Raw genomic sequence first — 23224 nt, 5'->3', positions numbered from 1 at the left:
TCATCCCTCGCTTTCCAGAAAGGCGCGATAGGCGTCCTCGTCCATCAGATCTTCGAGCTCGGAGGCGTCGTCGACGCGCAAGGTCAGCAGCCAGCCTTCGCCGAGCGGCTCCTTATTGACGAGATCGGGCGACGATTCGAGGCGGTCATTGATCGCGACCACCTCGCCGGAAATCGGCGCATAGATTTCGCTCGCCGCCTTGACGCTTTCGATCGTCGCCAGCTGCTCGCCCTTGGCGACGCGCCGGCCCGGCGACGGCAGCTCGACAAAAACGATATCGCCGAGCTGCGACTGCGCGAAATCGGTGATTCCGACGATCGCGACATCATCCTCGACGCGCACGAAATCATGATCCTTGGTGTAACGCTCGCCGCTCATGATCTGTCCTTTCCGGCTGGGCCGCGGAAAAAGCGATGGGGAACGAAAGGCAGGGATGTGACCTCGACCGCGACAGGCTTGTCGCGAAGGCGGCTCTCCAGCGTGACGCCGGGCGTGGCGAAGCCGGATTCGACATAGCCCATGGCGATGGGACGCGAGAGCGTCGGCGAATAGCCGCCGGACGTGATTCGGCCGATGATTCGGCCATCCGGCGCCGCCAGCGCCGCGCCCTCGCGCAATGGCGCGCGGCCTGCCGGCAGCAGGCCGACGCGCAGACGCGCAGGGCCATGCTCCAGAGCGGCGCGGATGCGCTCATAGCCGGGGAAGCCGCCCTGCTCGCGGCGGCGCTTGCCGATCGACCAGGCGAGACCCGCCTCGACCGGATCGGTCGTCGCGTCGAGATCGTGGCCATAGAGGCAAAGGCCGGCCTCGAGCCGCAGCGAATCGCGGGCGGCGAGGCCGGCGGGCGCGACATCCGGATGCGCCAGCAGAGCCTCCGCCAGCGGCTCGGCGAGATGATTGGGAACAGAAATCTCGAAGCCGTCCTCGCCCGTGTAGCCGGAACGCGACACGAAAAGCCCGGCGCCGCGAAACTCGGCGGCGCGCCAGCCCATGAAGGGCATGCTCTCGAGGTCGAGCTCTTGCAGGACCGTCGCGAGCGCGGCGGCGGCGCGCGGTCCCTGCAGCGCGATCAGCGCGCGACCGGAGAGAACCGACAGGCCGAGCTGCGGCAACTGTTGGCGCAAAAGCGCGAAATCTTGCTGCTTGGCCGCGGCGTTGACGATGAGCAGCAACCGCTCGTCGCGCCCCGGCAGGCGGGTGATCATCAGATCGTCGAGAACCCCGCCATCCTCCGCGAGCAGCTGGCTATAGCGCGTGCGCTCGGTGTGAAGGTCCGCGATGGCGGCGGGGACCAGAGATTCGATCCGCTCCGCCGCTCCGCGGCCGCCGAGGATCGACTGGCCCATATGGGAGACATCGAAGAGGCTCGCCTTCTCGCGCGTGTGGGAATGCTCGGCGACGACGCCGGCCGGATAATGCAGCGGCAGCTCATAGCCGGCAAAAGGCGTCATTCGCGCGCCGAGAGCGCGATGCAGCGCATCGAGCGGCGTCTTCTCCGGCATCGTGGACGTGGGTGGGGCGTGGCTTTCGCTCAAAGGGCGCTCCGACAGTCGGCGTACGGCATTGGGCGGATTGCTCCGCCCGGCTCGCGCCCCCTCTGTCTGGAGACCTGAGAGATTTCCCTGCAGCGCAGGTTACGCCCTTCGGTGGGCGCGGATGGGCCGCGCCGCTTTCCAGAGTGTCTCTTTCCTCGCGGTCCTTTTGCCTGAGCGTTTCCGGGGCGGTTGCGCCTTCGGCTCCGGCGCGAACGCCGGCCTCTCCCGCGAAGATCGTCGAGACACTTCAAAAGATGAGATCGAAACGCGCGCTCGTCAAGCCTCGTCGGCGACGAGATCCTGCGTCGGACGGTCGCGCCCCGAGCGGGGCGGCCTTATTCTTCGCAGTCGGTGGACAGGACGACCTCGTCGGGCAATCCCACCATCACGCTTTTTTCCAAATTCACCCCGACGAGACGCGCCAAGGCGCCGTCTCCCTCGAGGATCACCACGGCTTCGCTCGGCATGTCCTTCAGCACTTCGATCAATTGCGCGACCGTCATCGAACATCCTCGCGTCTAGAGTCTTTCCACGTCTCAGCGGAACGGGAACAAGACTCTAGGCTCATGCTTCGAGGCGCATCGAACGCCGAACCGGCGTCTGCCTCGTCCGGAAATGCACACTTCGCCGACGCGCCGACGCGCGGCGCGTCGGTCGCGCTCAGCCGAATTTGAACAGCACGCCATAGCCGCCGCGCGGATAGTTCCACACGATATCGCCCTGCGGCTCGCAGAGAACACGACAAGTGCCGCATTCCAGACAACCGTCCGGCGTGATCTCGACCTGGCCCGAGGCGTTCTGCTCATAGCAGCCAGCCGGGCAGATCTTGGTCATCGCCACGAGATTCTTGGACGGCGTCGTGTGCGGTTGCACGACAATATGGGGTTTTCCTTGATCGACGAGATAGCGGTTCTGGAACAGCTTCTCCTCGACTCGCGCAGCTTGCGTCGACATCGCGATTCCTCCTCTCAGCGCCAGGCGCGCGCCAGACGCCATGCATCTCCGAACAATCCCGTCAGCGAGCGCTTCTCACGGAAAGCACGGACTGACGCCTTTTCCTTCTCGATCTTCGGCGTGCCGTCGACGCGTAGGAAATTCTCCATCGCCTTCGACACGAGTGTCGGATAGGTGAGGAAGAAATTCTGCGCCTGCGTATGCAGCAACGCCGGCATGTCCTTGTATTTCTTCAGATCCTTCATGACGAAGCTGTCATCGAGGAATTTTTTGTAGAGCGCCAGATTCTGCTTCGTCATTGGATCGCGGCGGGACTTCACCTGGAAAATCGCCTCGCCCGCGAGCCTGCCGGACGTCATAGCAAGATTCGAGCCTTCTCTATGGATCGCATTGTTGAGCTGCGCGGCGTCGCCGACGACAACCCAACCATCGCCGAACAGCTCCGGAATCGTGTTGAAGCCGCCCTCGGGAATGAGATGCGCGGCATATTCCTTCACTTCCGAGCCCTCGAGCAGCGGCGCGATCGACGGATGCTTTTTGAAATTCTCCAGCATGCCGTAGGGCGTCTCCTGGTTTTCGGCGAAATCCGACACCAGGCAGCCAAACCCGACAGAAATGCTCTCTTTGTTCGTATAGACGAAGCCCATGCCGGTCATCCCCTTGGAGATGGTGCCGGCCGCCTCGATCACGACGCCTTCGTCGCCATGCAGATTGAAGCGGGCTTCGAGCGTCTCGCGCGGGAGAAAATGCATTTCTTTCACGGCGAGCGCGACATGCTCGGGCCGCGGCGTCGGCCGCAGACCAGCGCGCGCGCCGAGCAGGCCGTTGACGCCTTCCGCCAGCACGACGACATCGGCGAAGACCGTGCCGCCGGCGCGATCCGTGCGCACGCCGATCACCTTGCCATAAGCGTCGCTGACCAGCTCGGTGACGGTCGTCTCGCTGATGACGATCGCGCCCGCGCCCTGCACCTGCTTGTTGAACCAGCGATCGAACTGGGAGCGGATGATCGTGTAGCGGTTCGGCTTCTCTTCGTTGAAGTCATCCGAACGATATTGCATGCCCGTGTGCGAGCGGTCGGTCATCATCCAGAACCGCTGCTCGATGAGATGCCGCTCGAGCGGCGCCTCCTCGCGGAAATCCGGAATGATCTTCTCCAGCATGTCGGCATAGAGAATGCCGCCCTGCACATTTTTGGAGCCGGCGTATTCGCCGCGCTCCAGCTGCAGGACGTTCAGACCGCGCGAGGCCATCGTATAGGCCGCAGCGTTGCCGGCCATGCCGGCCCCGATGACGATCGCGTCGAATTTCTCTTCGATCATGATGATCTCCTCGGGTTAGCCGGCGAGCCGGTCAGCGTTCTCGGGCGAGAGACGTTTGCGGAATGCTTCGGTCAGCGCCGGCAGCAGGCGAATGGCGTCGGTCACTATGCCGATATGCGCGAAGTCGAAGATGGGCGCATTCTTGTCGGTATTGATCGCGACGATGCAATCGGCGCCTTCGACGCCGACGCGATGCTGGATCGCGCCGGAGATGCCGGCGGCGATATAGAGCTTAGGACGGATCGACTTGCCCGTCTGGCCGATCTGGCGATCGGAGCTGATCCAGCCCTTCTGCACCAGAGGACGCGAGCCGCCGAACTCGGCGCCGAGCACGGTCGCGAGATTGCGCACGAGCTGATAATTCTCCGCGCTCTGCAGGCCGAGCCCGCCGGCGACGACGACATCGGCAAAAGCGAGATTGCTCTTCGCCGACTCGCGGTCCGGAATGAACTTCAGCAGCTTGGTGATGATCGTGTCTTCGTCGAGATCGGCTTTGAACTCGATCACACGACCTGTGCGCGTCTCGTCGCGCACAGGAGTCGGCAGCTGACGCGGACGCACGGTCGCCATCTGCGGCCGATAGTTCAACGTATAGATCGTGCAGAGCAGCGAGCCGCCGAAGGTCGGCCGCGTCGCCGCCAGCGAACCATCGGCGTCGACCGCGAGCTCGGTGCAATCGGCGGTGAGGCCGGTGAGCAAGGTCGTCGCCACCGAGCCGGCGAGATCGCGGCCGAGCGTCGTCGCGCCCAGCAGCAGGATCTCGGGCTTATGCGTGTTGACGAGCTGCGTGACGGCCTTCGAGTAAGGCTCGTTGCGATAATCGCCGAGGATCGAATCCTCGACGAGATAGGCGAGATCGGCCCCGTAGAAGAAGGACTCGTTGACGGCCTTGCGCGTGGCGTCTCCCGGCGAGCCGAGCACGACGGCGGCGAGATCGACGTTCAGCTGATCCGCGAGCTTGCGGCCGGCGCCGAGCAGCTCCCAGGACACCGGATGCACCTCGCCGCGCTCCAGCTCGACGAACACCCAGACGTGCTTGTAGCCGCGGAAATGCTCCGGGAGCTCCTTTTTCGCGCTGGCGCGGCTCTGCTGCGGCGCGGCGGGGGCGGGCTTGTCGGACATTTTCGCTTCTCCTTTAGAACCCACTGGCCAGTTTCGTCATGTCGTCCTCGAGCGCAGGATGGCGCTTGAAGATCGCCTCGATCAGCACGTCGGCGGAATCGCCCGCGTTCTTTCCCGGCTCCACGAAGGCCGCGCGATCGGTCCGCACCGGCGGAGCGAAGACTTTCTTCACGATCGTCGGCGAGCCTTTCAGCCCGCATTTCGTGAGGTCTTCGATCTCCGCGTCTTTCGCGCTCCAGGTGATGATATCGGCGCGCGCCGCGCGCAGCGAATCCGAAATGGAGCCGCGACGCACCTCGTTCGTCCCCTCGAGCATGGCGATGAGGCAAGGCATTTTCGTCTTCAGAACCTGCGTGCCGCCTTCCGCGCGACGCTCGATCACGACCTCGCGCTTCTCCTCATCGGCTTCGACGATCTTGGAGACATAAGTCAACTGCAGAAGGCCGAGACGCTTCGCCACACCCGGACCGACCTGCGCCGTGTCGCCGTCGATCGTCTGCTTGCCGGTGAAGACGAGATCGAGAGCGCCCCAGGTCTTCTGAATCTTGTTGATCGCCTGAGCGAGCGCATAGGTCGTCGCCAGAGTGTCCGCGCCGGCGAAGAAACGATCGGTGAGCAGAATCGCGCGATCGGCGCCGATCGCCATCGTCTTGCGCAACGCATCGGCGGCCATGGGCGGACCCATGGTCAAGGTCGTGACCTCGCCGCCGAATTTGTCGCGCAGCTTCAGCGCTTCCTCTAGCGAGAAGAGGTCATAGGGATTGATGATCGTCGGCACGCCCTGCCGCATGATCGTGTTGGTGACGGGATGCACGCGGATCTGGGCGCTGTCGGGAACTTGCTTGATGCAGACAAGTATCTTCATGTGTCTCTTCCTCTCGCCATCCCGACTTGTGTTTCGATCTTCATCCGTTCGACGTCGTGACCGTTGTGAGCGGCACGAAGGGCTTCTTCGGCTCCTCTTTCGGCTTTACAGCGTCCTTGTGCACTTTGAAAAGCCGTTCTTCGATCGGAGACGATTTCGTGAAGTCCTGATACGCTTTCGCGAGAAATTCACGGCAGGCTTCGCGCACCTCGTCGTCGGACGCGCCCTCGGGCGCCGCCTTGTGAAGATACTCGCCCATGCGTCGCAGAATATGCAGACGCGAGTGCCGCACGATGTTGGGGTCGTATTCGACGCCGAGAAGGTCGAAGAATTCCTCGGCCGCCGACAATTTGCGCAGATCGTCCAATATGCTCATGGCTTGTTGTCTCCGACTTGCCGATGGGAGCCTTCGCTGACGCGCACTTGTAGATGTGCGAGCCGCGCTTCGAGAAAATCGATGCGGTCGATGAGCACGGAGATCGCGTCGCCGACCGGATCGGGAATGAGGTGATGCTCGAGATCGATGCGGCCATCGACCCCCGAGCGGCGCCGCTGCTCGCGCACCACGCGGCCGGGAATTCCGACCACAGTCATCTCTGGCGGAACATCCTCGATGACGACCGAATTGGCGCCGATGCGCGCGCGCGGGCCGACGCTGATCGGCCCTAATATCTTGGCGCCGGCGCCGATCAGCACGCCATCGCCGACTGTCGGATGGCGCCGGCCCACGGACCAGGAGGTGCCGCCCAGAGTGACGCCGTGATACATGGTCACATCGTCGCCGATGGTCGCCGTCTCGCCGATGACGACGCCGGCGCCGTGATCGATGAAGAAGCGCACGCCGATCGTCGCGCCGGGATGAATGTCGATATTGGTGACCAGACGGCCGAACCACGACAGCGCGCGCGCCGCGAACTTATGTCCGCCGCGCCACAGGCGATTGGCGATGCGATGCCAAATCAACGCATGCACGCCCGGATAGAGCAGAACCACCTCGAGCGTGCTGCGCGCCGCCGGATCGCGCTGCGCGACGCAGCCGACATCCTCACGAATCTGCGCGAACAGCCCCTTGCTGGGAGCGACGCGCGGCGTGTCAACAATCGAAATGGGACTCATGACACGCCTCCGACATCACGCCGCGCCGCTACGGCCGCCTCCGCCTGCGCCCGATCGACGAGGCGAATGAACTCACCGCGATTGACTGGACCCTTCTGGTCCAGAGCGCGACGCTTGACGTGATCGAGCAGGCGCGCGGCCGTCTCACGGTCGAGATCGACGCCGATCTCGGCGCATTTCTTCTGAATCGCGCTCAAGCCCGAATGCTTGGCGATGATGATGCGGTGCCGCCGTCCGAGCCGCGCGGGATCGAGGCCCTGATAGGTGCGCACATCCTTCATCAGCGCCGCGACATGAATGCCGGATTCATGCGTGAATATGTCGGACCCGACCACCGCCTTGGCGCGGCCGATCTTGCGGCGCGCCGCCGCCGCCACGAGCCGCGCGACGCCTTGCAGACGCTTGAGATCGATATTGGTGCGCCCATGCGCGACATGGCCGAGCGCGAGCGCGACCTCCTCGAGCGCCGCATTGCCGGCGCGCTCGCCGAGACCGAGCATGGTGACGGAGGCATGCGTCGCGCCGCCGCGCACCGCTGCGAGCGTGTTGGCGGTGGCGAGGCCGACATCGTCATGGCCGTGAAACTCGATCGGCAGATCGGTCTCCTCGCGCACGCGCCGTATCGACTCATAGGTCGCGAAGGGATCGAGCGTCCCGAGCGTGTCGGCGAAGCGAAAACGCGTCGCGCCCGCCGCCGCGGCCGCCCGTGCGATGCGACCGATGTCGCGCGGGTCGGCGCGCGAGGAATCCTCGCCGCCGAGAGCCACGGTCAGCCCTTTCGATCGCGCATAGGCGACCACACGCTCCACCCGCGCCGCCGCGCCATCGACATCCGTCGACAGTTTCACGCCGATCTGCAATCGCGACATGGGCGACGACACGTTCACATGCGCGACATTCGCTGCGAGCGCGGCGTCGACGTCGCTCTCGCTCAGCCGACACCAGGCCATCACCCGACACGGCAGACCGTCCGTGGCGATCGCGGCGATCGACTCGATTTCGTCCCGGCCCATAGCCGGCGTCCCCGCCTCGATCTCATCGACGCCGAGGGCCGCAAGAGCGCGCGCGATCGCGAGCTTTTCCGCGGCGGTGAAGGCGACGCCCGGCGCCTGCTCACCGTCGCGAAGCGTCGTGTCATTGATGAAGATGCGGGGTTGATCGCCGTTCACGGGAGCCGCCTATCACGCAAAAACGGGCTTGGAGTCGTTGGTCTTCTTCTCCGCATCCGCCCAGAAAGGAGACATCTCGCGCAGCTTCTCGACAATCCCCGGCAGGGCTTCGACGACGCGATCGACATCCTCGGACACATTGTCCCGCGAGAAGGAGAAACGCACCGCGCCATGCAGCGCAGCCTCGGGAATCTCCATCGCCTTAAGCACATGGCTCGGCTCCATGGAGCCCGAGGTGCAGGCCGAGCCCGACGAAGCAGCGACGCCCCCGCGATTGAGATGCAGCAGGATCGCTTCGCTCTCGACATATTCGAAAGCGATATTGGTCGTGTTGGGCAGACGGTCATGGCGATCGCCATTGACGATGCAATTGGGAACGCGCTGCAGAACCGCTTTCTCCAGCCGATCGCGCAGCTCTTTCACGCGGCCCTGCTCCTCGGCCATGTGCTGGAGCGCGAGCTCCGCCGCCTTGCCGAGGCCGATGATCGCTGGCACATTCTCCGTGCCGCCGCGACGCGCTCGCTCTTGATGACCGCCGCGGATCAGCGGCTTGAAACGCGCGCCCTTCTTCACATAGAGCGCACCGATTCCCTTCGGACCGTGTAGCTTGTGGCCCGACAGCGACAACATGTCGATCGCGCTGTCCTTGAGCGAGATCGGGGTCTTGCCGACAGCTTGCACAGCGTCTGTATGGAACAGAGCGCCATGCTCCTTAGCTAGCTCGGCGAGGCCTTCGACCGGGAAAATCGTCCCGGTCTCATTATTCGCCCACATCAGAGACACGACGGCGACCTTGTCGGACAACGCGGCGCGATAGGCTTCGATATCGAGCTGGCCGGAACCGTCGACGCCGATGAAATGAACCTTGGCGCGGCCGGTTTTCTCGAGATGCTCGCAGAGCGACAGAATCGCGGGATGCTCGACCTTGGACGTCACGATCTCATTGCGATCCGGCAGCGCCTCGAGCGCCGATAGAATGGCTGCGTTGTCGCTCTCCGTGCCGCCCGAGGTGTAGATGATCTCGTGGTCATGCGTCGCGCCGAGCAGCTGCTGAAGCTGCTGCCGCGCGGCCTTCACCGCGGTCCCGACCTCCGCCCCGAAAGAGTGAGCCGAAGAGGCGTTGCCGAAATGCTCCGTGAAGAAGGGGAGCATCGCATCCACCACCGACGGATCGGTTCGGGTCGTCGCGTTATTGTCGAGATAAATCGCCTTCATGACGCACTCCTCAATGAGCGTTGCGACCGACCGGGATCACGCGAATCGGCACGCCCAATTTGGCCATGAGCCGCTCCTGAATTCCCGAGACAGTGACGCTCGCCATTTGACAGCCCACACATGCGCCGGTGAGACTGACCAGCACGTTGGAGCCGTCGACGTCGATCAGCTCACAGTCGCCGCCGTCCTTGCGCAGATAGACGCGGAGGTCTTCGATCGTTTCCTCGATCAGTCGAATCTTCTTCAGATTCGTCATACCGGCCGAAGGCGGCGGAAGCGGCGAGGCCGGGGAGAGCGGCGAAGATTCCGCAGCTGGCCGCACGATCGGCTTCGCAGGAGCCGGCGCTGTCGACGCGGCCCGCACGGCGGCGCTGAAAAGATTGAGCGAGCCCGGCCGCGGCGCGACAGGAGCCGGAGCCGGAGCGGCCGCCACCGTCTCTGGACGTGCGATTTCCGCCACCTGCGGAGCCGCTGAAGCGGCAGACGCAGCCGCAGCCTCGGTCGCTACCCGAAGCAAAATATCTTCGATCTGCTCATAGCAGGTCGTGCAGCCGGTGCCCGCCATGGTGAAGGCGCCGACCTGCTCGACCGTCGACAGACCATTGTCGCGGATCGCGCGCTCGATCGCCCTCGCATCGACGCCGTGACATTTGCAGACGAGCGCCGCCTCTTCGTGCTCCGGCCGCCAGACCTCGCCGCGAAAATTGGCGATCGCCGCTTGAAGCGCTTCATGCCCCATCACCGCGCAATGCATTTTCTCCGGCGGAAGCCCTCCGAGGAAATCCGCAATGTCGCGATTGGTGACCGCCCGCGCCTGCTCCAGCGTCTTGCCGATGACGAGCTCGGTCAGAGCCGAGGAGGAAGCGATCGAAGAGCCGCAGCCATAAGTCTGGAATTTGGCTTCGAGAACGATCTCCGTCACAGGGTCGATATGGAGCATCAGCTTGAGCGCATCGCCGCAGGAAAGGGCGCCGACCTCGCCGACCGCATTGGCGCCGTCGAGAACGCCAGCGTTCTTAGGGTTGAAGAAATGCTCCTGGACCTTGTCGGAATATTCCCACATCGCCGCTCTCCCCCGAAGACGATCAACCGAACGACTTGCCGCAGGAACAGCTGGATTTGGCCTGGGGATTGTCGAAGGTGAAACCCGCACCCTCGAGACCGCTGACGAAATCGACGCGCGTGCCGTCGAGATAAGCGAGCGAGCCCTCCTCCACGAAAACCTTCACGCCGTCGCGCTCGAAGACATGATCCGCGGGGTTGCTCTCATTGACGAGGCCCATCGTATACTGGAAACCCGCGCAGCCGCCCGCTTCGACCATGATGCGCAGACCCTCGACCTCCTGCCCGGCGCCCGAAATTGCCGAACGCACCGCGTTCAGCGCGTTGTCTGTGAGTTCGATCATTTGCTTAACCTCTTCCCGGAAAACTATCCGTCATAGAGGAAGCAACCGCTATGCCACACGGGTTTACCATCCTGAATCAGTCGATTCGCAGGGCTCGCGGCTGTTCGCATTCCCACAATGTCGGAGTTCCGACACGGATGGCGATTGTCCTTCGAAATGCATGAAATTCCGCGATTTCAGCGGCATTTGTCGCTGAAAAAGGGCGCCAAATCTCGAGATCGATCAGGAATTCGAGGGCTTGCCATGAGACAGGCGGGCTAAGGCGCTCTCGCCACTCTCGTCGCCGAAGCAGTCATGGAAATCGCTGCATTCCCGGCATGTCGGGGCCGCGCAAAGAACAAAGCCTTCCATCTCGCACAAGGAGCGATAAAAAAACTTTTTCCATTTCATATGATTGACATTACGCGATGCGAGGCTCGGAAAGCGCTCCTGCATCAAACGGCCGAGCTCGTCCCTCTTCGCGAGCCCGAGGTCCTGCCACAAATGCCGTGGGGACATAGACCGTTTTGTGAGGATCGAGGCGAGCCAGCCCGACTCCTCCGACGCGTCGCCGCGAAATCGCAACAATAATTGCCGAATTTGATCTTCTTCGTCATCCAGCTCGATCGCCTCGGGCTCCGCCGCTAAATCCAGCAGCAAACGTGCCTCGGGCGCCCAACGATCTATCAGCCGGGCCATCTCTTCCCGCCCGAGCGCGAGAGACTGGGCGAGCCCACCGGGCCGCCCTGCCGCCTCGCTCAGACCCAGCGCCAACACGCAGCAGAACACATGGGCCGTAAACGGGTCGTCGCGTCCGAAATCACTCGGACGCGACCGCAAACGCACGTAAATGTCAGTCGAATCCAGACCGGGCTGCCCGAGCCTGCTCTCCGTGCGACGATCCTCGGAGAGAAAAGCCATCGGATCAGCCGGCCAGCTGGTCCACGGGGACGTGCGTCTGGCAGTCCTTCGGACACACCTTGGAACACGCGGAGCAGCCGATGCAATCCTGCTCCCTTTCGACCTTCATGATTTTCCGATTGAGCTCGCCGTCGAAATCATCGTCATCGTCACCGTCAGTGACGATTCCGAGGATGGTTCCCTCCGCATCGACGCCATAAAGCGCCATCACGTCCTGCGGGCAGACCTTGAAGCAACGTCCGCAGCCGATACAGGTCGCGGGGTTGATATCTGTCAGATAGGACGGCGTCCAATCGGCGCCGCCTCTCGTTTTGAACGCTCCCATCACGCCGTCTCCAATTCCTTGAGCTTCTGGCGCGCGGCCTCGAGAGCCGAATACGCCTCATAGGCCTCCTGCGCGACGGTGAGAATCGTGCCCCAATTGATCGGCAGCTCTTCCGAGAGGTCGTGCAGATTCATCTTCATATTTGTCGCTTTGGCAGAGAGCTTCTTGATCTCGGCCTTCAGCTCGTCGACGGAGCTCATTTTCCACTCTCCTTCGAAATCAGTAACGCGCGACTTCCGGAAACTTCTCGACCATCTCGACGCCGGAGTTGACGAGCTTGGTGCCTTCCTCAGACAGCTTGTCGAGATTGTCGAAGCCGAAACGATGAACGTCGCGCAGCTGCTTATTGACGACGATGAGGCGTCCAGCGATGAGAACCTGACGACCAAAGCCTTCGTGGCTCATCTTGATCATCGGCTGAACCATCACGCCAGTGGCGCGCTCGATCGACAGAGCGACCGCATTGTAGAAGAGCTCGACGCGCCAGAGGATCTCGGGATCCGGATCGCCGATCAGCGGGAGCGCCTTACGCGCTTCCTTGTCGACGATATACGGCTTGATGAGATCGAGGTCCTTCTTGTTCTCCCAAGTGCCGTGCGTGTCCTGCGCGCGCCACTGCTTGATGAGTTCCTTGACGAAGATGCTGTCAGCCGCATCACTCGCCGTAATCGTCTCCGTCTCAGCCATTTGCAGCCTCTTCCTCGAAATCGAAGGTACGTTCCTGGCCCTTCGTAATCACCTTGCGCAGCCACGGCGGCGGCGCGCCCTGCAGGACAACCTTCAGCTTCTCCAGCAGATCGACTATGTTCTCGGGCTGCGCCACCTTCATCGGGTGAATGCCGGACGCCACCACGCGCGCAGCGCCGGAGCCGCCGATCGCCGCAATGTAGAGAATCGCGCAATCCTTGATCGCCTCGAGCTTCGGCTGAAGCTTGTCTTCGTTTCCGTCTTCCTGCAGATCGCCCTGGAACTGGATCGTCTCGACCAAGCTATATCCATCGGCCGTCAGCTCGTAGATCGCGATATTCTTCGCCCAACCGAAATGGGCGTCGACGCGTTCGAGGTCTTGGGTGGCGAATGCGACTTTCATGCTGCCTCCTCGTGGTCAGGCCATCGCGGTTATTTGAACCAGCTCGGGAGCCGGCTCGCCCCCGAAATGCGTGACATTCTCATCTTCGCGGCGCCAAGTGTCCGGACCGGGCTCATGCGCCTGCGAAATGAACATATTGCCGATATTGAAGATCAGCGTCCGCGTCCCTCTATAGCCGACCGTCAGCTCGTGACCTGCGCCGAGACGATCGAAAGTCGGAAGGCCGAGTCGGAAGAGCGGCACGCCGAGACGTTCCGACGCCTGACGCCCATGCGAATGGGTCATTATCAAATCGGTGCCCTTCGAACGATTTTCCAAATCTTCGAGATCGCCGATCAGAACCTCATCGATCGCGAGCTTTTCGAGCACGGCCGAATGGGTCGTCGTCACCGCGGCCGTAACATTCGCGCCCATCTCGATCAGCCATGAACCGATCGCGAAGAGAAGATCCGGCTCGGCGCCGATGGTCACCTTCTTGGCGCCGAAATGGAAATGTCCGTCGAGCATGGCGTCGACGAGCTGCCCTCTCTGCCGCTTGAACTTCAACGGCACAGGACGGCCGCTGATGCGTGAGAGAAACTCGATAAGCTCATCATTGGGCGCGAGCCCGGTGAGGCGATCGAAGAGAACGAAGGGCACCCCGGCGCGCCGCTCCAATGTCGTCGCCGCCAAGCGCATCTGTTCTCCGACCGCGATCGTCCAAGCGGCGGAACCCATCTGCGCCATAGCGTCACGAGTCGTGCCGCCGAGCGTAGTCGGCGTGAAATCCTCGGGCAGATGCCCGTCGAGCGATCCCGAGAGATCGGGCAAGAAGGTCGGCTCGAGCCCAAAGCTTTCGATAATGTCTCGCAGCTCGTCGATATCGCCGGGCGTTAGATGGCACCCAGGCAACACATTCACCCTCTGCGGCGCACGCTGAATGGGAGTTGCATTCGCCGGCACGAAAGCCTCGATGAGCTTCGAGACCGTCTTGCCCCAACCATCCTGGAAAGCGTCCTTGAAGTCGGGAGTCGACACATAGACGATGCCCATGTGATCGAGCTCCGGATGACGCTGGCGGATGAGCTGAATGTAGCCGTCTACGTCGTCGCCTTTGGTCTCGGTCACGCCGGTCGAGCAAATCCCGATGATCTCGGGCTTGGCGCGTTTCGCGATATTGACGACCGCCTCCTCGACATTCTCCAAACCACCCAGCACCGTGGCGACTTCGCTCATCGCGGTCGTCTGAAGTGGAATGGCTTCACGAAAATGTCGAACAAACAGCACAAGCCCAAAAGATGTGCATCCCTGTGACCCATGCAGCAGCGGCATGCATCCCTGAACGCCCATGAAGGCGAGCGCGCCGCCGATCGGCTGGCTCATCTTCAACGGGTTGACCGCGCAGGCCTTTTTGGAAACTTCGACTCTAGCCATCGGAGCGCCTCACGCCGCTTTCGATGCAGGAACCGCGCCACCGGCGTTGGCTGCCTCGATCATCTGTTCCATGGTGTCGCGGCAGCCGCCGCAACCCGTGCCTGCGTGGGTCGCCTCGGCCAGCGCATCGACAGTGGTCAACGAACCCGCCACGATCGCGTCCTCGAGGGCGCCGACATTCACATTGTGGCATTTGCAGACACGCTTCTCACGACGCACCTGCTCGGCCTTGACCGGATCAGCCGCGAGCTCGGCCGCTTCGGCGGCAATCGCGGCGTTCGCTCGCTCTTCCCAGGTCGTTTCCTGCCACGGCGGCGGACGACGAACCTGCTCCCATACGGGGTTGAACAGCGCCTTGTCGATCTCATGAACGAGCTCGACCATGCCCTCATAGCCGGCATAGGCGTGATGACGCTCCTGGTTGATATCGAGCCAGGGCATCTTGGCCTTGAGCGCGATGAACTGCGAGCGGCCGCCCGACAACATGATATCCGCCTGCGCGTCTTTGAGCATTTTATACATTTCGCGCGGCGTCATATCGTCGATCATATGGGCGTCCTGACCCATCAGCTCCTTGATGCGCTCCTTGTCCTCCTTGGTGGACTTCTTGACGCTGGTGCCGACGAGCTCCATGCCGGCTTCTTGCAGCGCTGCGACGACGGACCAGGATTTGACGCCGCCCGTGATGAGCAGAACCTTCTTGCCAGTGAGGCGCTCCTTATAGGGAGCGATGCGCGCCCAGGCGCGCGCTTCCTCGCGCTCGATGATTGCGTCGGTGCGATCCTTCAGCTCCGCCGGAGCGCCCCGCTCGACGAGAAGCCGCGCGATCTCGCGAAGCGAATCGCTCATATCGCCGATGCCGTAGAACGACCCCTCGAAGAACGGGATGTCGTAGCGTTCCTCCATCTTGCGAGCGACGTTGATCATGGCTTTCGAGCAAACCATCATCGACGCTTTGGCGCGATGGGAATAGGCGACCTCGTTATATTTGCCGTCGCCGGAAATGCAGGACAGGATGCGAATGCCGAGCTCGTCGAGCAGAGGCTTCACCTGCCACAACTCACCCGCCAGATTATATTCGCCAATGATGTTGATATCATAGGGCGTCGTATATTCCGGCTCCTGCGTCCCGATCACATGTTCGAGAATCGCCTCGCCCGCGAGCTTGTTGCCGAGATTCTTCGGCCCGACGAAGCCGGGCGAGTTCACGGGGATAATGGGCTTGTTGAATTTCTTCGCGGCAGCTTTGCAGACCGCATCGATATCGTCGCCGATCATCGCCGGAACGCAGGTCTGATAAACGAAGACCGCTGGCGGATCGTATTTGTCGATGATCTCTTTGATCGACTTGTAGAGGCGCTTCTCACCGCCGAAGACGACGTCGGTCTCGCCGATATCCGTCGTGAAGCCGGTGCGGTAGAGGCTGGAGCCAGATGTCTTGGCTCCGCGATTGTCCCAGGAGTTGCCTTCGCAGGCTATGGGACCGTGAACGAGATGGGCGACGTCGGTGATGGGCTGAAGAGCGATCTTGGCGCCATCGAAAGCGCATCCACCGGCTGCGGCGCCTGGCGCCAATTGCTTCGTGCAGCCTTTCTTTCGCTCTTTCTCGGATTTGCCCTTGTTCTTGTCGCAACCGGGCTCGTTGAAAACTTCTTGAACTTTTGCGGCCAGCGTGCTCATCCGCGCCTCCTGCAATGGCCATCGCCTCCCACTCGGCGCACTCATTGCGCTGGCGCGGCGATCAACCCGACGGATCAGGCTCTTGTTGTTCCGCCGGGTCGATTGCGACCCGGCGGAAGCTCGTGAAGGTCAGCGAATGATGTCGAAGCTGTAGTCCGACTTCGCGACGACGTTGGTGTTGCGGTCGATCTCGTCGAACACCTTGTCGAGCAGCCACACCAGGACGTTCAGGCCGCCCTGATAACCCCACACCGGATAGCGGTGATAGTGGTGGCGATCGAAGACCGGGAAGCCAATGCGGATCAGCGGCGTGCCAGTGTCGCGCTCGAGATACTTGCCGTAGGTGTTGCCGATCAGGAAGTCGACCGGCTCCGTGAACAGCAGCGAACGCAAATGCCAGAGATCCTTGCCGGCATACGCAGTGCAGTTCTTGCCGAACGGCGAGCTGGCGAACAATTGCTTCATCTGCTCTTCCCAGAGCTTGCCGCCATTGGAGGCGAGCACGGTGATCGGCTCGGCGCCGAGCTCCATCAGGAAGGCGGCCAGGCCATAGCAGAGGTCCGGATCGCCATAGATGGCGAAACGCTTGCCGTGCAGATGCGCGGAAGAGTCGGCGATCGCGTCGACGAGACGGCCACGCTCGCGAGTCAGCTCTTTCGAGATCGGCTTGCCGGTGACTTCCGAAACCTTCATCAGGAATTCGTCGGTCGCGCGGACACCCACCGGATGATGGAAGGAGTAGGTCTCCTGGCCGCTCGCGGCGATCAGCGGCAACGTCTTCTCGGTCGAGAAGTGCTGCATCGAGAAGGTCGCCTTCGCATGGATCGCGTTGGCCGCGTCCTCGAGCTTCGTCCCGCCGTCATACATGCGGAACTCGCCGTCGGTCGGCGTATCCCACACATCGCTCGGATCGCCGAGGATCGTATATTCGACGCCCATCGATTCGAAGATACGCTTCACTTCGCGGATATTGCCGACCACATAGCCGTCAAAGCCGCCGATGAAGTTGATCGAATTGTTCGGAACGCGCTCGAGCTTGGGAGCGGTGCCCGCCTTGCCGTTCCAGAAATGCTCGACGATGCCCTTCATCACATTGTCGTAGCCGGTGACGTGGCTGCCGACGAAGGCCGGGGTGTGAGCGAACGGAACGTCGTAATCGGCCGGGACCGAGCCCTTTTCCTTCGACGTCTTGATGAAGGCGTTCAGGTCGTCGCCGATGACTTCCGCCATGCAGGTGGTGGAGACGGAGATCATCTTCGGCTTATACATATTGTAGGTGTTGGCCAGGCCGTCGATCATGTTGTTGAGGCCGCCGAACACCGCCGCATCTTCCGTCATCGAGGAGGAGACGCAAGAGGTCGGCTCCTTGAAGTGACGCGAGAAGTGCGAACGATAATAGGCCACGCAGCCCTGCGAACCATGGACGAACGGGATCGTCTGCTCGAAACCGAGCGAGGCGAACACCGCGCCGAGCGGCTGGCAGGCCTTCGCCGGATTGACGGTCAGAGCTTCGCGAGCGAAGTTCTTTTCCTGATACTCTTTCGTCTTGGCCCACTCGCGGACGCGCTCGACTTCGGCGTCGGGGTGATGATTCTCGAACTCTTTCTTCTTCTTCTCGAACATCTCGAGGTATTCCGGCTGGCGGAATAGGTTGAAATGATCGAGGACGTTATCTGCATTCTGTGGCATGTCGATTCCCCTCGTTGTCCGCGAGCGCCCGCCCTCTCGGACCGAGGCGGCGACCCGGCCTCGGTCTCTCCAACGCGAACGGGGGGATACCCCGTTCGCGAAGAGAGCGTTTGCAACTCAGTCGATCAAGCCGCCCAGGGCGCCTTGGCGAATTTCCAGACCGGCGAGTTGATCGCCATGTCCATGTCGCGAGCGAAGATCGCGAAGCCGTCATAGCCGTGATACGGGCCGGAGTAGTCCCAGCTGTGCATCTGACGGAAAGGAACGCCCATCTTCTGGAAGACGTACTTTTCCTTAATGCCAGAGCCGACCAGGTCGGGCTGGATCTTCTCGACGAACTTCTCGAACTCGTAGCCGGTCACGTCGTCATAGATCAGCGTGCCGTCCTTCACATAGTGAGTCGTGCGCTGATAGTCGTCGTTGTGGCCGAACTCATAGCCAGTGCCGACGATCTCCATGCCGAGATCCTCGTAGGCGCCGATCACGTGACGCGGGCGGAGACCGCCGACGAACAGCATGACTTTCTTGCCTTCGAGGCGCGGACGGTACTTGGCGATCACCGCGTCCATCAGCGGACGATATTTGGCGATGACGCGCTCAGCGCCTTCCTTGATCTTGTCGTCGAAGTGGCTGGCGATCTTGCGCAGCGACTCTTCGATCTTCGACGGACCAAAGAAGTTGTACTCGACCCACGGAACCCCGTACTTTTCTTCCATGTGACGGGAGATGTAGTTCATCGAGCGGTAGCAGTGCAGCACGTTGAGCTTCGCGCGAGGCGTCGCCTCGAGCTCGGCGATCGTGCCGTCACCCGACCACTGCGCAACGACGCGGAGGCCCATTTCCTCGAGCAGAATGCGCGAAGACCAGGCGTCGCCGCCGATGTTGTAGTCGCCGATGATCGCAACGTCATAAGGCGTCGATTCGAAGAGAGCGGGCTTGCCCTCCATCTTGTCGAACACCCAGTCGCGGATCGCATCGTTGGCCAGATGATGGCCGAGCGACTGCGACACGCCACGGAAGCCTTCGCAGCGAACCGGGACGATCGTATGGCCGTTGTACTCCTTGGTTTTCGCCTTGGAGACCGCCTCGATATCGTCGCCGATCAGGCCGATCGGGCACTCGGACTGAACGGAGATGCCCTTGTTGAGGGGGAACAGCTCCTGGATTTCGTCGATCAGCTTGGCGAGCTTCTTGTCGCCGCCGAACACGATGTCCTTTTCCTGGAAGTCCGAGGTGAACTGCATCGTGCCGAAGGTGTCGATGCCCGTCACGCCGATGTAGTAGTTACGACGAGACGCCCAGGAATACTGACCGCAGCCGACCGGGCCGTGGCTGATGTGGATCATGTCCTTGATCGGGCCCCACACGACGCCCTTCGAACCGGCGTAAGCGCAGCCACGGATCGTCATCACGCCGGGGATCGACTTGATGTTGGACTTCACGCCGCAATCCGGCTTGCCATCCTCGAACGTGCCGAGGTGCTTCGCGCGGCGCTTGGCCGTCTTTTCAGGATAAACTTCGAGAACCTCTTTGATCAGCGCTTTATTGCGCGCCTTGAGGTCTTCGATCGATTCGGGTTGAGCCAGGCTCATGACGCCATCCCTTTCCAGTTAACCGTGTCTGAAAGAACGGCCCGGCCCCGTATGAGGCCGGGCCTTGGACTTTCAGGCGAATTACGCGATCGCGGCCAGATCAGCCGCGGTCTTGCCGACCTGCGACTCGTCGACGGCCTTCATCACGCCATGCTCCATGAGGAGATCTTCGAGCTCGTCCATGGTGATCGGGGTCGGGATGATGCCATTGCCCTTGTTGGCATGGACCTTCTCGGCCAGCGAACGATAGTGACCGGCCTGCACGGAATCGGGCGCATACTCGATGACCGTCATGCGGCGCAGCTCGGCGTGCTGAACGATATTGTCGCGCGGCACGAAGTAGATCAGCTGAGTGCCGAGCTTCTTGGCCAGGGACTCGGCCAGCTCGTACTCCTTGTCGGTCTGGCGCTCGTTGCAGACCAGCCCGCCCAGGCGCACGCCGCCGGAGTTGGCATACTTCAGAATGCCCTTGGAGATGTTGTTGCCAGCATACATGGCCATCATCTCGCCGGACATGACGATGTAGATCTCCTGAGCCTTGTTCTCACGGATCGGCATCGCAAAGCCGCCGCAGACCACGTCGCCGAGCACGTCATAAGAAACGTAGTCGACGCCGTCGTAAGCGCCCTGCTCCTCGAGGAAGTTGATCGAGGTGATAACGCCACGGCCGGCGCAGCCAACTCCCGGCTCCGGACCACCGGACTCGACGCAACGAATGTCTTCGAAGCCGACCTTCATGACGTCTTCGAGCTCGAGATCCTCGACCGAACCGGCCTCGGCGGCCAGGGAGAGGATGGTGTCCTGAGCCTTGGCGTGCAGGATCAGACGGGTCGAGTCGGCCTTGGGATCGCAGCCGACGATCAGGATTTTCTTGCCCTGCTGGGCGAGAGCCGCGAGAGTGTTCTGGGAGGTCGTGGACTTGCCAATACCGCCCTTGCCGTAGAACGCGATCTGTCGAAGTTCTGACATTTCTGTCTCCTTAAGATACCGTTTCATTGCGATCGGCGCGCACGGTGCGCAGGCCGAAGTCGTCTTTACCGACCGAGCCCGGCGCCGGTTGCTTGATCGCCCCCTTTGTGATCGGGGCCGCCCAATCCGCAGCCACTCGCCTTGCGGGCCCTGTCTCGCAAGCAGCGTGCCAGCCCCTCGGAGAGGTCAATAGACTACGGTAAATCAAATAGTTAGCTTTGCGGGTCGGAGCGCCTGCGGGGGTGTGTCAAAGCCGACAGTGATGCTCGGAATCGGACGAAGGGCATTTAGGCGACAGGCTCGTTCGGAACTATTGTAAGAATCGGACAAGCGTCGTCGGGATTGTCGGCATTGGCACGGCATAGCGATTGCTTACAAAGCGGGCAGTCAAACTACGGAGCAGGCGAGATGCAAATCGGCGTCGAAACGTCCAGGGCGGTCGAAAACAAGCGCATTTTCGTGGTCGACGACGACGAGATCATTCGGGCGGCGCTTCAGTTCATGCTGCACGACGAATACGAGACCCATGAGGTCGGAAGCCTCGACGCCGCCTTCGACAAGGCCGCCTCGGCGAAGCCCGATCTTTTGATTTTGGCGGAAAATGTCGTGAAGGCGGCGGGCCTTCCTATGTTGAAGGAAATTCCGCAACGCATATCCGGCGTGAAGGTGCTGGTGATCGTCGACTCGCTTCAGAGCGGCTTCGGCAAAGAGAGCCAGGCCGCGGGCGCTCACGGCTATATCGTGAAGCCGCTGACCGTCGAGTTCGTGCGGCAGAAAGTGGACGTTCTTCTGGGCCGTCGTCAAGGAGTCGCCATTCCGTTGACTGTTCTCTGACACTCGACGAATGCGATCGAGGCCGGAGCCGCTTGCTCCGGCCTTTTTGTTTTAGGTGCTCCAATTTTGCGCGCCTCACAAACGAAAAGCGCCCGCGGAGACCGCGGGCGTTTTCGAACTCTCTTTACGTCGTCGTTAGAGCTGCGGCACGATAATCAAGCGCTCGACAGGATTTCCGTCGATGAAATGCGACTGAACGATTTCATCGATATCCGCCTCCGTCCGCGGCGCATACCAAACGCCTTGCGGATAGACGACCATCAGCGGGCCGGCGCGGCAGAAGCCGAGGCATCCCGTCGCCGTCATCGAGACATCGGGCAAAGGCTGAGCGCCGAGCTTGGCCTGCAGCCGATCCCACAACGGCTTCGCGCCGGAAGTGGTGCAGCTACCGCGGGGATGTCCCGGCGGACGTTGCTGAAAGCATGTGAACACATGGTATTTGAACACGACCGGAAGTTCTTCGAGCATTTTTCTGTCCTGGATTTGACTGATCTCCGACGACGCTGGCGCCGATCAAGCCGCTGCGTCGGCGGTCGAGACGACGACCGGCTGCCCGGTGAGGCTCGCGACGAATTCGGCGAGCGGCGTCTCGATGCGCGTGATGTTCTGCTCCGCGAGGAACTTCGCTTCGTTTTTCGTCAACGGGCCTTCGATCACAGCCCAATGCTGATCCGAAGAACGCTTCATGATCTGCCGAGCGAAATTGCGCTCGAGCTGCGTGGCGAAGCGACACCCGAGGAAGAGAAAGCTGCGACCCTTGCGGATCGATTGAACCGCTTCCGGGATCGGCGTCTGAATGTCGATCTCTGTCAGGACCTCGACATAGTCGGAGTCCGAGATGACGAAATTCGCAGCCGGTGTGACTGAGCCGATCGGCTGATAGAGCAGCGTCTCCCAAGACAACGTTTCTTCGGGAGCCTCCGCCGGAGCTTTTGCGCCAGACCCGTCTCGGACGAATTCCTTATTTGGCACGAGCGACAAGTCGGGTCGGAAATAATTCACCCAATAGCCGAAATGTTCGGCTTGCGACACGCCTTGCACAACGCCCCAGCTCTTGCGCACCGCGAGAGACTTCTGCGGAAGATCATCGTACCACGCATTGACGACCAGCGGCAGATGCGGCCGCTCGGCGATCCAATTGTGCAGGACGCTCGGATCGGGCGACACCTCGAAAGCTTTCTTCATCGCGGCGGAGATTGTTTTGCGATGCTTGAAATTCTCGATGTATTGGGCCGCAGCGGTCAGATTATTGCGGATTTTGTGCGGAACGGTCGCAGCCTTGGTCAGCTGCACGACCAGTTCTTCGGGGGAGGCGGGAACAGGGTTCCCGCCCGTCGCCAGCGTCAGCACGCCGGGTCCGAGATAGGGTATCACGAGGCCTCGCTCAAACCCCGTTTTGATTGCGCTCAGCACTTGTGTTTCTCCTCTCGTCGAACCCGGATTGCCTGTACTGTCACTGAAGCGTGGCGCTCTTGGCGACGTCCAGCTTTTCCGGCGTCAGCTTGAAGGCGCCGCGACCGCCCGACAGCGCCATGTAGTCCATGGCGTATGCGTTCGTCAGCTTGGTGAACCACTCCTGGCTGGAAAGGCTCGCCGGACGCTCACCGATCTCTTGCACGGTGCCGTCATTGAAAAAGCGGACATGAATGATGACAGTTGCGTCGCTCATCTTGATTCCCCCTCCAGTTGTCAGCGGCCCGAGTCGAAGCCGAGCAGCTCGACCGTGACGTTCTCGGTTCCGAAATTGGCTTGGCAAGCGAGACGCGATTTCGAGCCCACGCCGACGATCGTGTCCAACTGCTCGTTTTCGGCGCGAGTTGTCTTCGACAGGCTCTTCTTTCCTTCCTGGACGAAAAGATGGCAGGTGCCACATTTGGCCTCGCCACCGCATTTGCTTTGGATCTTCTCTTCCGCTTTGAGAATCGCGTCCAGGAGTCTGCTGCCCGGCTCAACTTCGATGGTTTTGCCCGACGGCAGAATGGTCAGTACCGGCATGTCGTTCACTCCTCCTTGCCAAAGGTCCTCACG

28 protein-coding genes and 1 riboswitch are annotated in these 23224 nt (G+C 61.7%); of the genes, 1 reads left to right on the top strand and 27 read right to left on the bottom strand.

Going from position 1 to position 23224, the window contains the following annotated elements:
- From gcvH to nifH, 23 genes are all read right to left on the bottom strand, one after another.
- Positions 1–378 carry a glycine cleavage system protein GcvH gene (gene gcvH, locus EDE12_RS05635; RefSeq protein WP_024881114.1) on the bottom strand — a complete coding sequence of 126 codons (378 nt, stop codon included), beginning with the start codon at positions 376–378 and terminating at the stop codon, positions 1–3.
- Positions 375–1502, bottom strand: coding sequence for a glycine cleavage system aminomethyltransferase GcvT (gene gcvT, locus EDE12_RS05630; protein WP_026599430.1), 1128 nt, complete (start codon positions 1500–1502; stop codon positions 375–377). Before gcvT ends, gcvH begins: the two co-directional genes overlap by 4 nt.
- A gap of 181 nt (positions 1503–1683) precedes the next feature.
- Positions 1684–1773: riboswitch (glycine riboswitch) on the bottom strand.
- Between the two features lie 97 nt (positions 1774–1870).
- Positions 1871–2038, bottom strand: a complete 168-nt coding sequence (locus EDE12_RS21760) for a hypothetical protein (RefSeq protein ID WP_166671825.1) — start codon at positions 2036–2038, stop codon at positions 1871–1873.
- A gap of 157 nt (positions 2039–2195) precedes the next feature.
- A complete protein-coding gene (locus EDE12_RS05625) occupies positions 2196–2489 on the bottom strand; it encodes a ferredoxin family protein (protein WP_024881116.1) in 294 nt (97 codons plus the stop codon).
- A gap of 14 nt (positions 2490–2503) precedes the next feature.
- Positions 2504–3811, bottom strand: coding sequence for an FAD-dependent oxidoreductase (locus EDE12_RS05620; RefSeq protein WP_018267938.1), 1308 nt, complete (start codon positions 3809–3811; stop codon positions 2504–2506).
- A 15-nt stretch (positions 3812–3826) separates the two neighbouring features.
- Positions 3827–4933, bottom strand: a complete 1107-nt coding sequence (locus EDE12_RS05615) for an electron transfer flavoprotein subunit alpha/FixB family protein (RefSeq protein WP_024881117.1) — start codon at positions 4931–4933, stop codon at positions 3827–3829.
- Positions 4934–4946: 13 nt separating this feature from the next.
- Positions 4947–5798 carry an electron transfer flavoprotein subunit beta/FixA family protein gene (locus tag EDE12_RS05610; protein WP_024881118.1) on the bottom strand — a complete coding sequence of 284 codons (852 nt, stop codon included), beginning with the start codon at positions 5796–5798 and terminating at the stop codon, positions 4947–4949.
- 40 nt (positions 5799–5838) lie between these two features.
- Positions 5839–6174, bottom strand: coding sequence for a nitrogenase stabilizing/protective protein NifW (gene nifW, locus EDE12_RS05605; protein ID WP_018267935.1), 336 nt, complete (start codon positions 6172–6174; stop codon positions 5839–5841).
- Positions 6171–6914 carry a serine O-acetyltransferase gene (cysE, locus tag EDE12_RS05600; RefSeq protein ID WP_026599431.1) on the bottom strand — a complete coding sequence of 248 codons (744 nt, stop codon included), beginning with the start codon at positions 6912–6914 and terminating at the stop codon, positions 6171–6173. Before cysE ends, nifW begins: the two co-directional genes overlap by 4 nt.
- Positions 6911–8083 (bottom strand): homocitrate synthase, encoded by a 1173-nt coding sequence (gene nifV / locus EDE12_RS05595; RefSeq protein WP_026599432.1) that lies wholly within the window; start codon positions 8081–8083, stop codon positions 6911–6913. The genes cysE and nifV overlap by 4 nt, the downstream gene beginning before the upstream one ends.
- 12 nt (positions 8084–8095) lie before the next feature.
- Entirely contained in the window at positions 8096–9298 is a 1203-nt protein-coding gene (gene nifS / locus EDE12_RS05590; RefSeq protein ID WP_024881121.1) for a cysteine desulfurase NifS, read from the bottom strand.
- A 10-nt stretch (positions 9299–9308) separates the two neighbouring features.
- The gene (nifU, locus tag EDE12_RS05585; RefSeq protein WP_026599433.1) at positions 9309–10361 is read right to left on the bottom strand and encodes a Fe-S cluster assembly protein NifU; all 1053 of its coding nucleotides are present in this window, start codon (positions 10359–10361) and stop codon (positions 9309–9311) included.
- A 22-nt stretch (positions 10362–10383) separates the two neighbouring features.
- On the bottom strand, positions 10384–10704 hold the full coding sequence (locus EDE12_RS05580) for an iron-sulfur cluster assembly accessory protein (protein ID WP_024881123.1): 321 nt from the start codon (positions 10702–10704) through the stop codon (positions 10384–10386).
- Between the two features lie 222 nt (positions 10705–10926).
- A complete protein-coding gene (locus EDE12_RS05575; RefSeq protein ID WP_024881124.1) occupies positions 10927–11604 on the bottom strand; it encodes a nitrogen fixation protein NifQ in 678 nt (225 codons plus the stop codon).
- Positions 11605–11608: 4 nt separating this feature from the next.
- Positions 11609–11929, bottom strand: coding sequence for a ferredoxin III, nif-specific (gene fdxB / locus EDE12_RS05570; RefSeq protein ID WP_083967343.1), 321 nt, complete (start codon positions 11927–11929; stop codon positions 11609–11611).
- Positions 11929–12129 carry a CCE_0567 family metalloprotein gene (locus tag EDE12_RS05565; protein WP_024881126.1) on the bottom strand — a complete coding sequence of 67 codons (201 nt, stop codon included), beginning with the start codon at positions 12127–12129 and terminating at the stop codon, positions 11929–11931. The genes fdxB and EDE12_RS05565 overlap by 1 nt, the downstream gene beginning before the upstream one ends.
- A gap of 19 nt (positions 12130–12148) precedes the next feature.
- Positions 12149–12616: a NifX-associated nitrogen fixation protein gene (locus EDE12_RS05560; protein WP_024881127.1), complete on the bottom strand. Its 468-nt coding sequence runs from the start codon at positions 12614–12616 to the stop codon at positions 12149–12151.
- Positions 12609–13019, bottom strand: coding sequence for a nitrogen fixation protein NifX (nifX, locus tag EDE12_RS05555; RefSeq protein ID WP_024881128.1), 411 nt, complete (start codon positions 13017–13019; stop codon positions 12609–12611). The genes EDE12_RS05560 and nifX overlap by 8 nt, the downstream gene beginning before the upstream one ends.
- A gap of 15 nt (positions 13020–13034) precedes the next feature.
- On the bottom strand, positions 13035–14432 hold the full coding sequence (gene nifN, locus EDE12_RS05550; RefSeq protein ID WP_026599434.1) for a nitrogenase iron-molybdenum cofactor biosynthesis protein NifN: 1398 nt from the start codon (positions 14430–14432) through the stop codon (positions 13035–13037).
- Positions 14433–14441: 9 nt separating this feature from the next.
- Entirely contained in the window at positions 14442–16112 is a 1671-nt protein-coding gene (gene nifE, locus EDE12_RS05545; protein ID WP_026599435.1) for a nitrogenase iron-molybdenum cofactor biosynthesis protein NifE, read from the bottom strand.
- A 129-nt stretch (positions 16113–16241) separates the two neighbouring features.
- Positions 16242–17801, bottom strand: coding sequence for a nitrogenase molybdenum-iron protein subunit beta (gene nifK, locus EDE12_RS05540; protein WP_024881131.1), 1560 nt, complete (start codon positions 17799–17801; stop codon positions 16242–16244).
- A gap of 125 nt (positions 17802–17926) precedes the next feature.
- On the bottom strand, positions 17927–19393 hold the full coding sequence (nifD, locus tag EDE12_RS05535) for a nitrogenase molybdenum-iron protein alpha chain (RefSeq protein ID WP_024881132.1): 1467 nt from the start codon (positions 19391–19393) through the stop codon (positions 17927–17929).
- A gap of 81 nt (positions 19394–19474) precedes the next feature.
- On the bottom strand, positions 19475–20362 hold the full coding sequence (gene nifH, locus EDE12_RS05530; protein ID WP_024881133.1) for a nitrogenase iron protein: 888 nt from the start codon (positions 20360–20362) through the stop codon (positions 19475–19477).
- A 408-nt stretch (positions 20363–20770) separates the two neighbouring features.
- Between nifH and EDE12_RS05525 the strand changes: the two genes are divergently transcribed.
- Positions 20771–21196 (top strand): response regulator, encoded by a 426-nt coding sequence (locus EDE12_RS05525; RefSeq protein WP_024881134.1) that lies wholly within the window; start codon positions 20771–20773, stop codon positions 21194–21196.
- 135 nt (positions 21197–21331) lie between these two features.
- Here the strand turns inward: EDE12_RS05525 and EDE12_RS05520 are convergent, their stop codons facing one another.
- The 4 genes from EDE12_RS05520 to EDE12_RS05505 all read right to left on the bottom strand — a co-directional run bounded on the left by EDE12_RS05520 (position 21332) and on the right by EDE12_RS05505 (position 23191).
- Entirely contained in the window at positions 21332–21664 is a 333-nt protein-coding gene (locus EDE12_RS05520; protein ID WP_024881135.1) for a (2Fe-2S) ferredoxin domain-containing protein, read from the bottom strand.
- A gap of 45 nt (positions 21665–21709) precedes the next feature.
- Positions 21710–22570, bottom strand: a complete 861-nt coding sequence (locus EDE12_RS05515; RefSeq protein ID WP_245267395.1) for an SIR2 family protein — start codon at positions 22568–22570, stop codon at positions 21710–21712.
- 79 nt (positions 22571–22649) lie between these two features.
- The gene (locus EDE12_RS05510; RefSeq protein ID WP_024881137.1) at positions 22650–22865 is read right to left on the bottom strand and encodes a hypothetical protein; all 216 of its coding nucleotides are present in this window, start codon (positions 22863–22865) and stop codon (positions 22650–22652) included.
- Between the two features lie 20 nt (positions 22866–22885).
- The gene (locus EDE12_RS05505) at positions 22886–23191 is read right to left on the bottom strand and encodes a 2Fe-2S iron-sulfur cluster-binding protein (RefSeq protein ID WP_024881138.1); all 306 of its coding nucleotides are present in this window, start codon (positions 23189–23191) and stop codon (positions 22886–22888) included.
- Positions 23192–23224 lie beyond the last annotated feature (33 nt).

Source organism: Methylosinus sp. sav-2, assembly GCF_004366495.1.
Lineage (GTDB): Bacteria > Pseudomonadota > Alphaproteobacteria > Rhizobiales > Beijerinckiaceae > Methylosinus.
The sequence above is the reverse complement of the archived record's forward strand: the minus strand, read 5'-3'. Positions and strand labels throughout refer to the sequence as shown.